The organism is Paenibacillus rhizoplanae, assembly GCF_042684125.1.
In the GTDB taxonomy this organism is placed as follows: Bacteria; Bacillota; Bacilli; order Paenibacillales; family Paenibacillaceae; genus Paenibacillus_AQ; species Paenibacillus_AQ rhizoplanae.
The window spans coordinates 152,045-165,218 of the sequence record NZ_JBHUKY010000078.1; the positions used below are offsets into that span (position 1 = coordinate 152,045).

12 protein-coding genes are annotated in these 13,174 nt (G+C 53.0%); 11 read left to right on the forward strand and 1 reads right to left on the reverse strand.

Features of this window, described 5'->3' with window-relative positions:
• The first annotated feature begins 44 nt into the window (after nucleotides 1-44).
• Entirely contained in the window at nucleotides 45-818 is a 774-nt protein-coding gene (locus ACFSX3_RS29230; RefSeq protein ID WP_209990591.1) for an ABC transporter ATP-binding protein, read from the forward strand.
• Between the two features lie 131 nt (nucleotides 819-949).
• Nucleotides 950-2,206, forward strand: a complete 1,257-nt coding sequence (locus ACFSX3_RS29235; protein ID WP_209990596.1) for a peptidase G2 autoproteolytic cleavage domain-containing protein — start codon at nucleotides 950-952, stop codon at nucleotides 2,204-2,206.
• 86 nt (nucleotides 2,207-2,292) lie between these two features.
• Here the strand turns inward: ACFSX3_RS29235 and melA are convergent, their stop codons facing one another.
• Nucleotides 2,293-3,591, reverse strand: coding sequence for an alpha-glucosidase/alpha-galactosidase (gene melA / locus ACFSX3_RS29240; RefSeq protein ID WP_209990599.1), 1,299 nt, complete (start codon nucleotides 3,589-3,591; stop codon nucleotides 2,293-2,295).
• Between the two features lie 136 nt (nucleotides 3,592-3,727).
• Between melA and ACFSX3_RS29245 the strand changes: the two genes are divergently transcribed.
• The 9 genes from ACFSX3_RS29245 (at nucleotide 3,728) to ACFSX3_RS29285 (ending at nucleotide 13,105) form a co-directional block, all read left to right on the forward strand.
• Entirely contained in the window at nucleotides 3,728-4,624 is an 897-nt protein-coding gene (locus ACFSX3_RS29245; protein WP_209990602.1) for an AraC family transcriptional regulator, read from the forward strand.
• The gene (locus ACFSX3_RS29250) at nucleotides 4,621-5,370 is read left to right on the forward strand and encodes an AIR synthase related protein (protein ID WP_209990604.1); all 750 of its coding nucleotides are present in this window, start codon (nucleotides 4,621-4,623) and stop codon (nucleotides 5,368-5,370) included. The genes ACFSX3_RS29245 and ACFSX3_RS29250 overlap by 4 nt, the downstream gene beginning before the upstream one ends.
• A gap of 708 nt (nucleotides 5,371-6,078) precedes the next feature.
• The gene (locus ACFSX3_RS29255; protein WP_209990607.1) at nucleotides 6,079-7,017 is read left to right on the forward strand and encodes an NAD(P)/FAD-dependent oxidoreductase; all 939 of its coding nucleotides are present in this window, start codon (nucleotides 6,079-6,081) and stop codon (nucleotides 7,015-7,017) included.
• Between the two features lie 74 nt (nucleotides 7,018-7,091).
• Nucleotides 7,092-8,516, forward strand: coding sequence for a spore germination protein (locus ACFSX3_RS29260; protein ID WP_209990610.1), 1,425 nt, complete (start codon nucleotides 7,092-7,094; stop codon nucleotides 8,514-8,516).
• A gap of 34 nt (nucleotides 8,517-8,550) precedes the next feature.
• Nucleotides 8,551-9,654 carry a GerAB/ArcD/ProY family transporter gene (locus tag ACFSX3_RS29265; protein WP_209990612.1) on the forward strand — a complete coding sequence of 368 codons (1,104 nt, stop codon included), beginning with the start codon at nucleotides 8,551-8,553 and terminating at the stop codon, nucleotides 9,652-9,654.
• 18 nt (nucleotides 9,655-9,672) lie between these two features.
• A complete protein-coding gene (locus tag ACFSX3_RS29270; RefSeq protein ID WP_209990615.1) occupies nucleotides 9,673-10,851 on the forward strand; it encodes a Ger(x)C family spore germination protein in 1,179 nt (392 codons plus the stop codon).
• 47 nt (nucleotides 10,852-10,898) lie between these two features.
• Complete coding sequence (locus ACFSX3_RS29275; protein ID WP_209990618.1) at nucleotides 10,899-11,117, forward strand: hypothetical protein; 219 nt, start codon at nucleotides 10,899-10,901, stop codon at nucleotides 11,115-11,117.
• A gap of 138 nt (nucleotides 11,118-11,255) precedes the next feature.
• Nucleotides 11,256-12,206 carry an ABC transporter permease gene (locus tag ACFSX3_RS29280; protein WP_209990621.1) on the forward strand — a complete coding sequence of 317 codons (951 nt, stop codon included), beginning with the start codon at nucleotides 11,256-11,258 and terminating at the stop codon, nucleotides 12,204-12,206.
• Complete coding sequence (locus ACFSX3_RS29285; RefSeq protein WP_339225006.1) at nucleotides 12,200-13,105, forward strand: carbohydrate ABC transporter permease; 906 nt, start codon at nucleotides 12,200-12,202, stop codon at nucleotides 13,103-13,105. Before ACFSX3_RS29280 ends, ACFSX3_RS29285 begins: the two co-directional genes overlap by 7 nt.
• The last annotated feature ends 69 nt before the right edge of the window (nucleotides 13,106-13,174 follow it).

Genomic DNA, 13,174 nt, shown 5'->3' on the forward strand with positions numbered 1-13,174 from the left:
TATTTCATTGAAGACTATTGCGAGGCAAGGGGGAACATCGGAACATGATCATATCGCTTGAACAGGTATCATGGCGGCGTGAGCAGACAATGATTCTGCATGATATGAATTGGCAGGTACATGAGGGACAGCATTGGTGCATTGTCGGTCTGAACGGATCAGGCAAGACGACCATGCTGAACGTCGTGAACGGCTACATCTGGCCGACCCAGGGACAGGTGGAGGTGCTGGGCCATCGCTTCGGCGATGTGGACCTGAGGGAGCTGCGCAAGCGGATCGGCTGGGTCAGCACCTCATTGCAGCAGAAGCTGTACGGCCATCAGACGGCGCTGAATATCATTCTGAGCGGCAAATTCGCCACGATCGGACTGTACGACAAGACAGAAGAAGCGGACCTGAAGCAGGCAGAGGAGCTGCTGGAGTTCCTGGATTGCTCGGCCCTGGCCACACGAACTTATGATACCTTATCACAGGGACAACGCCAGAAGATTCTTATCGCACGGGCGCTCATTGCAAATCCTGATCTACTCATCTTGGACGAGCCTTGTACGGGACTGGATATTTTTGCGCGGGAGCAGTTGCTGCAGATGATCGAGAAGATCACCAAGCAGGAAGACGGCCCCACCTTGCTCTATGTGACCCATCATATCGAGGAGATTACTCCCTGTTTCACCCATACCCTGCTGGTTAAGAATGGGGAAATCTATAAAGCTGACGAGACGACGGAGTGCCTGAAGTCAGAGGTGCTCAGCGATTTCTTCGATACCCCGGTTGAGGTGCAGGAGCATCATAACCGGAGATGGCTTACGTTGGGTTGAACAAGAGGCATTCCAGGCATCCATGACAAATAATATTTTGTACCCGGGAGACATGCCGTGTCCATTCCATCAAGTCCGCAATATTGTGTAGGGTAGGACCATAAAAACCACAATATTAGGAGGAATGGCTTATGGCAGATGAAGGATGCAATCAGAATGCTTCCGGATCTTGCTCACATGCAGAGGGGAACTCCACTACCGCTAGCGGGTTTGCTTCCCATACTGAGGGGTACCAGACTACAGCCAGCGCTTCTGCGGCTCATGCTGAAGGCTACCAGACCATTGCAGCATTGGACACGGCCCATGCCGAAGGGAATGGGGCCCTTGCATCAGGACCGGCCTCACATGCGGAAGGTTACAGGACCTTTGCAATCAACGATGCTGCCCACGCTGAGGGAGGTTTAACTGTTGCTTCAGGGACTCAATCTCACGCTGAGGGTGCTCAGACGACTGCTTCGGGTGTAGCTTCACACGCGGAAGGCAATCAGAGTACTGCAAGTGGTGAATACTCCCACTCAGAAGGCTTCCTGACTGTAGCTGCTGGTCCTGCTGCCCATGCAGAAGGCTTCTCAACTCAGGCAAATGGGCTTAGTTCTCATGCAGAAGGTTCCTTCACTGAGGCGAATGGTAACTTTTCCCACGCAGAAGGTTTGTCTACAATTGCAGGTGCTCAGAACTCTCATGCTGAAGGGAACAGCACGGTTGTTCTTCCAGAACACACTGAAGCTCACATTATGGGTGCTTTTGGTGAAACACTGTATCCTGCTTCTTGGCATTTAGCCAATGGTACTCCATCCACCCCTGACCTGGCTGCTGTGCTTCAGGGGTCTACCGGAAATTTATACCTTAAAGGCACGGTAATGAATTTTGGGGCAGACTATGCCGAAATGTTTGAGACGGTGGATGGATTGCCGATCGAACCGGGCTATTTTGTGACCACGGATGGGGAGCGGGTAAGAAAAGCAACGCCAGCAGACAAATATATCTTGGGGGTAGTGAGTGCTACCCCCTCTGTCCTTGGAGATGCAAGCCCCTTGAACTGGAAAGGCAAATACGAAAGGGATGAATGGGGCAGGGTTAGATATGAAGACTGGGAAGTTGAGGCGGTGAGAGACAGCGAGGATAATGTTCTGGCGCCTGCATATTCTGTGAGCGCGGCCGTTCTCAATCCTCAATACAAGCCGTCTCAAGCCTATGTGCCACGGATCGATCGCCCGGAATGGGTGGCTGTAGGAACCATGGGCAAGCTCCTTGTCCGGGATGATGGAACCTGTCAGGTGAACGGCTATTGTCTTCCAGGTGAGAATGGAGTGGCAACCGCTTCTACAGAAGGGTACCGTGTCCTGGCAAGAACAGCACCGTATCAGATCAGAATTTATGTGAAATAGAGACGATTCAGCAAGCGGGCGCGGTTCAAAAATATAAGGCAGCAATTCTCCTGTTATGGAGGATTGCTGCCTTTGTTATTGAGGATTTATTGATACTTCGGCAGCCAGTCACCATGGGCAGCGATCAGGTCATCGCACATGCTCACAATATCGTCCATCGACAGCTCAGCGGCGGTGTGCGGGTCCAACATGGCGGCGTGGTAGATATGGTCCTTCTTGCGTGTCATGGCGGCTTCGATGGTCAGGAGCTGTGTGTTGATGTTGGTCCGGTTGAGCGCTGCGCACTGCGGCGGCAGGTCACCTACGAAGGTTGGCGTTACGCCGCTTCTGTCCACCAGACAAGGCACCTCGACACAGGCTTCTCTCGGCAGATTGGTAATCAGCCCCGTGTTCATCACATTGCCGCCGATTTTGAACGGCACATCCGTCTCCATGGCTTCCAGGATGTATGAGGCATATTCATGGGAACGCTCATGCTTCAGCTCCTGATTGTTCACCAGTTCCCCCCGCATCTGCTCCCACTGCTTAATCTGTTCCACGCAGCGGCGCGGATATTCGTCCAGCGGAATCTGGAAGCGTTCGATCAGCTCGGGATAGTTTCTTTTGATGAAGTACGGATGGTATTCGGCATTATGCTCGGAGGATTCCGTAATATAGTAGCCGAATTTCAGCATCATCTCGTAGCGGACCATGTCGTAGTGAGACTCCAGCTGCTTCTCGGACGCACGCCGTTTGATCTCCGGGTACAGGTCCTCGCCGTCTTTGGTGACTTCAAGCAGCCAGGCCATGTGGTTGATGCCGGCGATTTTGGCTTGAACCCCTGTCTTGTCAATGCCGAGGTGGTCGAATAGTCCAGGAATACACTGCTGCACGCTGTGGCAGAGTCCAATGGTATTCACCCCGCCGTAAGTGTTCATGACATTCGTCAGAACAGCCATCGGGTTCGTATAGTTCAGGAATAACGCATCCGGGCAGACCTCACGGATATCGGCCGCAAAATCCAGCATTACCGGAATGGTCCGCAGGTTGCGGAAGATGCCGCCGATCCCTACCGTGTCCGCAATGGTCTGGCGCAGGCCGTATTTCTTGGGGATCTCAAAATCAGTAATCGTACAAGGATCGTACCCGCCGACCTGAATGGCGTTCACCACATATTTGGCACCGCGCAGTGCTTCCTTGCGGTCAGTATAGGTATTGACGGTACAAGTGCTGCCGCTGCTTTTCTTCAGATTCTGGAGCATGCTGGCAGAGTCATTCAGACGCTGCAGATCGATATCATATAGTGCAAGCTCGAAGCCTTGCAAAGCGGGTGTAGCCATGATATCTCCGAGTACGTTTTTGGCGAATACTGTACTTCCGGCACCGATAAATGTAACTTTAGACATAAGAGTCTGGCCTCCTGTGGGTTGTGGAATATAAGATTTCAGAAGCTTTTTTCGCTTGTTTCTTCTATAATTACTATAGAATAGAACCGAAGGACCGCCTATGGAGAAAGACAAGATAGATATGGAGGAATGTTGCATGAATCCGGATCATTACGAGTTCACTCTGGCCATTAACCTCATACCGGAGGAGCAGGATTTGTCAGTGCTGTTCAGCGGCGAGGGGAGACCGCTTCCCGGACACACCATAGGACCGTCCGTACATGATTTCTACTTAATACATACCGTTCTGGAGGGCGGCGGCCTGTTCGAGTGCGGGACGTTCACGGCGGAGTGCCGGGCGGGAGATACCTTCGTGATTATCCCCGGCTCATTATTCAGCTATAAGGCCGACCTCGATAATCCCTGGCATTATGCATGGGTTGCCTTGCAGGGCATTGGGGTACTGGATCTCCTTAGAGCGGTCGGGATTACCAAGGACCAGCCCTTTATCCGTTCAGGCGGCGGTAACGCCGCTGAGCTGCATAGCTTATATGAACATATCAGGCTTGCGTTCAAGCAATCCGCTTATCCGCGGCTGGAGAGTCTGGAAGCATCGGGCTGGGCACGGCTGCTGCTGCATCGGTTCGGACGGGATAATCTAAGCGCCTTGCCGCCGAATCCGTCCGGGATGCCGGAGATGATCGACCGGCAGATCGACCAGGCGATCCGCTGGATTACGCTGCAATACCATCAGCAGATCAGCATCGATCACCTCGCGTCCTCACTCGGCTATCACCGGGTTCATTTATCCAAGGCATTCAAGCAGCGGACCGGCCTGTCACCCAAGCAGTTCCTGCTTAGAATCAGAATGGACAAGGCCAGAGAACTGCTGGGCAGCACGCTGACGATTGAACAGGTGGCTTCTTCCGTCGGCTTCAATGACGCCTTGTATTTCTCCAAGCAATTCCGCAAAGCTACAGGCATGCCGCCGAGCGAATTCCGGGCAGTACTCAGGAACGGGAATGAAAAAGATACAGGAGGATCAAACATATGAAACCGCAAGTCCAGCGAATCCGTGATCTGACCATAGTACGAAGAGAGGGAGGGCGCTTGCTGGTCGTCGGCTGCGATTCCAGTGCCAGCATCGGCAACAAGCCTATGGATGTGGTGCAGACACCCCCGGCTGTTGCAGGCTATTATGCTGCCAGAGTTGCAGTGATGGAGGTCCTGTCTGTGGGAGCGGAGATTTTTACGGTCATCGATACCCTGGCGGTAGAGAAGGAGCCTACAGGGAATGAGATTATCCGGGGCATCCACAAGCTGCTTCAGGAAGCCGGACTGACTACCGCCCATGTGAACGGCAGCACCGAGGATAATTTCGTGACCTGCCAGACCGGTATCGGAATCACTGTGATCGGTGAGGCGGATGAGACGCAGTTGAAGGTGGGGTGTTCACAGAGCGGAGACTGTATTGTGATGCTGGGCGAACCGCTGGTCGGAAGTGCTGTGCTGGAGCAGGAAGCAAGCCATTGTACTATCCGGCAGCTTCAGCTTTTGGCAGTTGCGCCGGAGGTCCATGATATTCACCCGGTTGGCTCTAAGGGAGCCGGGTATGAAGCGGAGCTTCTCGCAGAGTTGAACGGCTGTGGCTTCCAGCCGGTGCCTGGAATAGCGGATAAGCTACAGGCATCCGGGGGGCCGGCGACAGCGGTGATTTTTGCGGCAGAGGAACGTAAGATTAGAGAGCTACAGTCCAGAATAGGCGGAAAGATGGAGATTATCGGTTATTTGCAGCCTTGAACGGCTTGCGGAAGGTGAATACCAGCGCGAACAAGGCGGATTTGATTAAACCAAATCTGGCCTGCCGCCAACAAATGGATAAACGTATCTTAATTTCCCGCTTTTTGCGAAATGTCCTGAAACAAGTGGAAAAATAGCAACTGCTGCTTACGGATTGGGCCGTTTCAGGTAACGAGTGATTATTTAAGTGCCATTTTTCCAAGTGTTTCCCTCGCGTGACCCATACGTTCTCCAGGAAGTGGAGAAAATCCAACTAAATGCTCTCCTGCAAGCATACACATCCCAGTCTCATACGCTATCCAAGCGCAATGGGCACTGCCAGCCCCTTGCAGACAGGGAGTGGTATGAGCTGGAGAATGTACAATCTTTCTATCAATTTTTCAATCAGCATAAGCATTTGTTTGAATAAGGCTTATAAACGCCACGAAGCGCCACAATTGACATCATTCTAATTTAAAGTTATTATAGACACACATAATCCTTAATTAGGGCGATGCAGATGTGCAATACAGATTGGCGATGTAGTTTGGCGTAGCAAATGTGCGTTACAGATTGGACGATGCAGGTGTGCGATGTAGAGGAGGAAGAAGTGGTGAATTTTTTGCGATAATAGTAGACTACACAAGTCTCTAATATCCGCAAACCTCCCCGTCGTAAACCATACCCAAACAAACCACAAACCACAAACCACACAAGGAGGATTTACAAATGAAGAACCTGGAAAACACTGATGCCGCAAATGCTGATGTAGTAATTATCGGGGGAGGCCCCGCCGGGCTTAATGCCGGACTGATGCTGGGCCGGGCACGCAAACGGACGATTGTTATAGATGCCGGGCGTCCGCGTAATGCGGTCACCCGGGAAGCGCATGGCTTCCTGACCCGGGACGGGATTGCTCCGTTTGAACTCCGGCGGATTGCCATAGAGCAGCTTGGGGCTTATCCATCGGTCTCACACCTTGAGGATACAGTTGTGTCCATTAAAGGAGAGGACGGTGCCTTCCTGCTGGAGACCGCTTCAGGGCTTAAGATCTCCAGCAGGAAGCTGCTGTTCGCCGCAGGCATGAAGGACCGCAGGCTGGACATTCCGGGGCTGGCCGAGGTCTACGGGAAGAGCGCCTTTGTCTGCCCGTATTGCGATGGCTGGGAATTAAGGGATCAGCCGCTGGTGGTCATTAGCAGAGGGGCTGCGCTCATGCATCTTGCGCCATTGTTATATGGGTGGACAAAGCAATTCGCGGTCTGCACGAATGGACCCGATGAGCTCACAGAAGCGGAACGTGAGGAATTACGTGCTCATGATATCCCGTTATTCGATACTCCGATCCGCGAGATTTCATCCAGTGAGGGTATGGTTAACCATGTGAAGCTGATGGATGGAACAGAAATTCCGTGTACCGGCATCTTCTTTAGGCCCGAGCTGGCTCCGGGAACGGATCTGCCGCATTCCCTGGGCTGCCGGATATCCGAGCAGGGAATCGTTGAAGTCGGCGAGTCCGGCCAGACCAGCGTGCCCGGGATATATGCCGCCGGGGATGCCGCCACCATGATGCATCAATCCATAGCTGCCGCCGCATCGGGCGCGCTGGCTGCTGCTGCGGTGAATGGTGAATTGAACAGGGAAGCCTGGAAGGCGGGGCTTGCATAATTATTCCCTCAATAGCAAAGGATAACATGACTATGAATATGATATTCAAAGGGTAGAGCAGGGAGGGAGTACAGATGAATACTGCAACGGAAGCAGCACCGGAGATCAATCTCACCCGTCTGCTGGCAGAGAACGAACAGGTATTGCACGGGATTTTTGCAGGCTGTGAGGATATTGTGTTCCATTCGTTCCAGACTGTTCATCGTACTTCTGCGCTCTGTGTGTACTGTACAGGATTATGTGATACGGAACGGCTGGAGCAGCAATTGCTGGCCCCGCTGGAGCAGACCGGCCTTGCAGTTGAACCGGCAGTGGAGTGGTCTGCTGAGGTTCCGGTCGCCTCGATTCACCAGATTAACACCGCCAAACAAGCCGTTACAGCGATTCTGGACGGCGAAGCTGTTCTTTTGCTGGACGGCCAGGCTTCGGGTAAAGGTTATCCGCTATACAAGGTGCCCACCCGGACCCCCGAAGAACCGGCGGCTGAATCCACTGTGCGCGGTGCCCGTGACGGGTTCACGGAAGCTCTGGCTATGAATCAGTCTCTATTGCGTATGCGGCTTAAGACGCCTGCATTGAAGCTGCACACTAAGACTATTGGAGAATACAGCCATACGAAGGTCACCCTCGCTTATGTGGAAGGGATGATTCAGCCGGGACTGGTCACTGAAGTCAACAAACGGCTAAGCCGCCTGAATATCAAAGATGTGCTGGAGAGCCAGTATATTGAGCAGGGCATCATTGACCAGCCCTTTTCGCCGTTTCCGCAGATGATTGCCACGGAGCGCCCGGATGTGGTGGTCTCCAATCTGCTGGAGGGCCGGTTTGCGCTACTGATTGACGGGACTCCCTTCAGTCTTATTGCCCCGGTCAATATGTTCTCCATGCTGCAATCCCCGGAGGACTACTACGAGAACATTTACATGAGTATTTTTGTCCGCTGGCTCAGGTATATCTTCTATGCTCTGTCACTCCTGCTCCCCTCCGCTTACGTAGCCATCACCACCTTCCATCAGGAGATGATCCCCACAGTGCTGCTGTTGAGTATCGCGCGGGCGAGAGAGGAGATTCCTTTTCCGGCCCTCGTGGAAGCCTTCATTATGGAGATTGCCTTCGAGGCGTTGCGGGAGGCCGGAGTCCGGCTGCCGAAGCAGATAGGTTCCGCCGTCAGTATCGTGGGCGCGTTAATCATAGGCCAAGCTGCTACCACTGCGGGAATTGTCTCTGCGCCAATGATCATTATCGTGGCGATCACGGGCATTGCGTCCTTCATGGTTCCGCGTTATTCAGCCAGTATCGCGACCCGTCTGCTGCGCTTCCCCATGATGATTCTGGCAGGCACGCTGGGCCTGATCGGCGTTATGCTCGGCATCATCCTGGTGGTCATTCATCTTAGCAGTCTGCGTTCGTTCGGCAGGCCCTATCTGTCACCGGCAGCTCCAACGTTCAGCAAGGGCTTGAAGGATGTATTGTGGATCTCCCAGCCGCGGAGCAAATGACGGCAGCCGGACTTCACCAGAGAAGGGGATACTTATGTTGACTGACAAAGGGAAAATATCGGTTACCCAGCTGGCCTATCTGGTGTTTCCCTCCATTCTTGCCACGGCTATCCTGTCTGTCCCCGGGATCACCATGCATTATGCCGGGCATGATATGTGGTTATCGCCCATCCTGGGCTCGCTGATTGGAGTAACGGTCATGGTGATCTCGCTTGGACTGAACCGCCTCTATCCCGGCAAGACCCTTATGCAGTCCAGTCTGCTGATCGCCGGGTGGCTGCCGGGCAAGGTGATTGGGCTGGGTTTTCTGCTCTTTTTGCCCCATTTGAACGGCCTGATTATTCTGGAATACGGTGAGTTCATTGTGAATAATGCGCTTCCCAAGACGCCGCTGCTTGTCATAATGGGGACGATGGTCGCAGTCTGCGCGATTAATGTGAGGCTGGGCATTGAGGTGGTCAGCCGGACTGCGCAGGTGTTCGTTACGCTGCTGGTGGTGATGCTCTGCCTGATCTTTGTGCTCCTGATCCGGGAGCTCCAACCCGCCCAGGTGCTTCCGTTCATGGAGAACGGGTTCGTTCCCATCGTCAAAGGCGCGGTGGCTCCGGCGGCATGGTTCAGTGAATATACTGTGCTGGCCTTCCTGCTGCCCTACGTTAACAGCAAGAAGCATCTGGGCCGGACGATGCTCGCCTCGCTGGTCGCAACAACCCTGGCCATGACCGCGACCAATCTGTTCTGCCTGCTGCTTATGGGTGATTTGACGGACAGCTTTGCTTTTCCGGTGATGATTGCTGCACGTTACATTACGATTGCCGATTTCCTGCAGCATATTGAGGCGCTCATTATTGCGATCTGGATCTTCGGGATCTTTGTCAAAATCTCTGTCTTTCTCTACATCTTCGCCACCTCGGCCGCTGAATGGTTCGGGCTGGACGATTATAGACCGCTGGTGGTTCCGCTCGCCTTCGTAAGCATGGTGTTCTCTTACTGGGTAGTAACCGGCGCTGCGGGAGTGTCTGCGCTTATCAGCGCTTCGGCTAACCTATACACAATGATGTTCCTGGTGGGGCTTCCCGCCGCAATCTATGGACTGGCCCTGCTGAAGAAGGGGCTGAAGCTGCTGAGAAGAGGATGACAATAAGGAGGGAGGGCTATGCGGAGCTTCAAGGCCATTACAGCGCTATTGCTGAGCAGTCTGCTGCTGGCCGGATGCTGGGACCGGACGGAGATTAATGACCTGGCGATCGTGCTCGCTACCGGCGTGGATTATAAGGACGGCCAGGCGCTGTTGACGGCACAGATCTTCATTCCGCGTAAAGGAGGCGGCGGCTCGGAGAGCGGCGGGGCAGGCGAAGGCGCGAGCGGGGTCACCATGATCCGGACTGCTGAAGGAGAGAACATTGCGGAAGCCTTGAACCGGCTGCAGCGGAAGGTCGCCCGCCATATGTTCTGGGGCCAATGTGAGGTGATTGTAATCAGTGAAGAAGCGGGGAAGCAGGGGCTGCGTGAATATGTTGATTTCTTCCTCCGTTATCCGCAATTCCGTGAACACGCGTATATCTTCTCCAGCCAGGATTCCGCCAAGGATATTCTTGCCCTGCTGGACCCGCTGGAGCGGAGCTCCTCTGAATCCCTCCGCGAAATGGCGAATATGAACCTGGGCACGCGTGTGACCCTGCTGGAATTGTCCCAATCCATTCAGGGAGCCAGCGGTTCGGCCATCTTAACCCGTATCCTGATTGCTCCCCCGGAACAGAATGATGGCCCAAATGCGACGACTCCCTCTCTCAAAGGGTTAAGCCTGTATAAGCACGGACGTTATTCCCTCACTGTAAAAGAACCGGTAAGCCTCGGGGTACTGCTGATGATTAATGAGCTTAATAATATTATCATGCCGGTTGCTCTGGAGGGAGAGAAGGGCTCCTTCTCGATTCAGTCTAAACAAATCACCACCATGCTGACCCCGAGCATCGTCAACGGCGAATGGAAGATGAAGGTCCGTATTCAGGCCAAGGGAGAGGTCGTTCTGAATACAACCGATGCCAACCTGACTGATCCGTCAAAGGTGATGGCGCTGAAGAAGGCGTGGGAGAAGTGGCTCAAGGGGGCTGCCGGGCAGGCACTCCGCATGTCTCAACAGGAGCAGAAGACCGACTTTTACAGATTCGCCGATTCCTTCCGCAAGCATTACCCGCAGCAGTGGAAGGCGAAGAAGGACCAGTGGGAGGCTATGTATCCCGAGCTGCGGGTGGAGGTCTCCGTCAAGACAAGTATTACCGGGAACGGAAGATCAACCGGACCTCAAGGCATACCCGAGCAATCGGCCCACTGACGGAGGGGACGCCTGAATTCCAGCAACCATACAAGGATGTGGGAAGCATGAAAATGGCAATGATCCTAAGTATTCTGCTGCTGTCATGCGGGATCATTATTTTTGAATTCCGGGGCAGTAAGGACAAGAAAGCCAGAAAGGTTATCGCAGGCATTACGTTTGCGGCGGCGGGAGTTACCATTCTTCTTTTCTTTCAGCCGGGATTGCCGGGTCCTACCGAGCTGGTGAAGCTGTTGTTCGGCAGAATCGATCTGATTATGAAATGAAGCTTAAGGCAGCTCCTTCACGGGGCTGTCTTTTAAGTTATTACCAAATTCATTTAAGCGATTACATTTTCTTATCTCCCGGCGCAGCTATAATGAAGAACAAGAGAGCTCCTTAATACAGCCGGAGGGATGGGAGAAATGAAAGCGGTTTTAAACAATCAGCAAGATCAAATCGTACTAACGCGAAGACACACCTTTTGGCTCAGGATCAGGAGAGATGCCCTACTCTATACCCTTTTGCTGCTGCCTCTGCTGTACATTGCCATTTTTAAATATGCCCCGATTTACGGCTTGATTATGGCCTTTCAGGATTACAATATTTTTCAGGGGACGAGTGGAAGCGAATGGGTCGGACTGGATGTGTTCCGGTTTATTTTTCAGCAGGACAGCTTCTATCGTGCCCTCAAAAATACGCTGGTCCTGAATGTGCTGGATTTAGTGGCAGGTTTCCCGGCTCCGATTATCCTGGCGATTCTGCTTAACGAGGTCCGTATGGCAAGGTTCAAGAAATTAACGCAGACGATTCTCTATCTGCCACACTTCATGTCCTGGGTGATTATCGGCGGGATTGTCTATCTGATGTTCTCCAACAGCGGGATGGTTAATCTTTTCCTGGACAGTCTGGGCCTGTCGAAAATCGAATTCCTGTCGCAGAAGACCCCTTGGCTGGTCACCTATATTACTGTAGGGGTATGGCAGAACATCGGGTGGGGGACGATTATTTATCTCGCGGCGATTACCGGCATCAACAAGGAGCTGTATGAAGCGTCCGATATGGACGGCTGCAGCAGACTCCGCAAAATGTGGCATATTACACTGCCGGGCATTAAATCTACGATCAATATCCTGCTGATTCTTCAGATTGGCCGAATGGTATCGATCGGGTTCGACCGCCCGTTTGTGATGGGGAATTCACTGGTCAGCGAATATTCCGATGTCATCAGCACCTTCGTGTACAGAGTGGGCATCAGCTCGGGAGACTTCTCCCAGGCAACGGCCGTCGGGCTGTTCCAGTCTGTGGTAGGTCTGACCCTGCTGATCGGTGCCAACTATATTGCAAAGAAATTGGGTGAGGATGGGATATGGTGAGAGCGGCAAGCACGATACGAATGGGGCGGAATGGCCGGAAAAAAAGTGTGGCAGATATTGCGATTATTGTCTTTATTGTGGCTTTGTCGTTCACCTGCATTGTACCGTTCCTATACATGATAGCGCTATCATTAAGTTCCAACGAAGCGATTATCTCGCAAAAGGTAAGCTTATGGCCGGTAGACTTCACTTTAGAGACGTATAAGACGATTCTGAGCGATGCCGATATGCTGTATACGCTTGGATACAGTATTGTGCTTACGATTTTTTACACGGCGGTGTGTATGTTCCTGACCATCTGTGCGGCGTATCCGTTAACGAAAAAGCGGCTATGGGGGAGAAACTTCCTGCTGTCCGCGCTGGTCTTCACGATGTATTTCAGCGGCGGTCTGATTCCTTCCTATATCCTGATCAAGAACCTGGGGATGATGGATACGATATGGAGTCTGGTGCTGCCGGGCGCAATGAGTGTATTCAATCTGATTATCCTGAAAACCTTCTTCAGCTCTCTTCCCGAGAGTCTGGAGGAATCGGCGTCCATTGACGGGTGCTCGGATCTGGGGATTCTTCTGCGGATTGTGCTGCCTCTCTCGCTGCCTTCGATTGCCACCTTAAGCCTCTTCTATGCCGTAGACCGGTGGAACGGATTCCAGGATGCCTTATTCTATATTACCAAAAAAGAGCTTTATCCCATGCAGCTTAAGCTGTACCAGATCATCTCAGCCAACCAGCAGCTTGACAGCCAGCAGGGCGGCGAGGGCAGTATCGGCTCGTTCATTGTGCCGGAGTCGCTGAAGGCCGCAAGCGTCATGTTCACCACCATTCCGATTCTGCTGATCTACCCCAAGCTGCAGAAGTATTTCGTAGACGGTGTAATGACAGGCGCGATCAAGGGCTGAGGCGGGTATACTCCGCGGAAGGGGGGATGCCGGGCTGGCGGAAGTTGAAGCTGCCTGGGCAAGGAAGCT

Coding starts and splice junctions, on each gene's coding strand:
- ACFSX3_RS29230 (WP_209990591.1), top strand. CDS start 45: ATGATCATATCGCTTGAACAGGTATCATGGCGGCGTGAGCAGACAATG.
- ACFSX3_RS29235 (WP_209990596.1), top strand. CDS start 950: ATGGCAGATGAAGGATGCAATCAGAATGCTTCCGGATCTTGCTCACAT.
- melA (WP_209990599.1), bottom strand. CDS start 3,591: ATGTCTAAAGTTACATTTATCGGTGCCGGAAGTACAGTATTCGCCAAA.
- ACFSX3_RS29245 (WP_209990602.1), top strand. CDS start 3,728: ATGAATCCGGATCATTACGAGTTCACTCTGGCCATTAACCTCATACCG.
- ACFSX3_RS29250 (WP_209990604.1), top strand. CDS start 4,621: ATGAAACCGCAAGTCCAGCGAATCCGTGATCTGACCATAGTACGAAGA.
- ACFSX3_RS29255 (WP_209990607.1), top strand. CDS start 6,079: ATGAAGAACCTGGAAAACACTGATGCCGCAAATGCTGATGTAGTAATT.
- ACFSX3_RS29260 (WP_209990610.1), top strand. CDS start 7,092: ATGAATACTGCAACGGAAGCAGCACCGGAGATCAATCTCACCCGTCTG.
- ACFSX3_RS29265 (WP_209990612.1), top strand. CDS start 8,551: ATGTTGACTGACAAAGGGAAAATATCGGTTACCCAGCTGGCCTATCTG.
- ACFSX3_RS29270 (WP_209990615.1), top strand. CDS start 9,673: ATGCGGAGCTTCAAGGCCATTACAGCGCTATTGCTGAGCAGTCTGCTG.
- ACFSX3_RS29275 (WP_209990618.1), top strand. CDS start 10,899: ATGAAAATGGCAATGATCCTAAGTATTCTGCTGCTGTCATGCGGGATC.
- ACFSX3_RS29280 (WP_209990621.1), top strand. CDS start 11,256: ATGAAAGCGGTTTTAAACAATCAGCAAGATCAAATCGTACTAACGCGA.
- ACFSX3_RS29285 (WP_339225006.1), top strand. CDS start 12,200: ATGGTGAGAGCGGCAAGCACGATACGAATGGGGCGGAATGGCCGGAAA.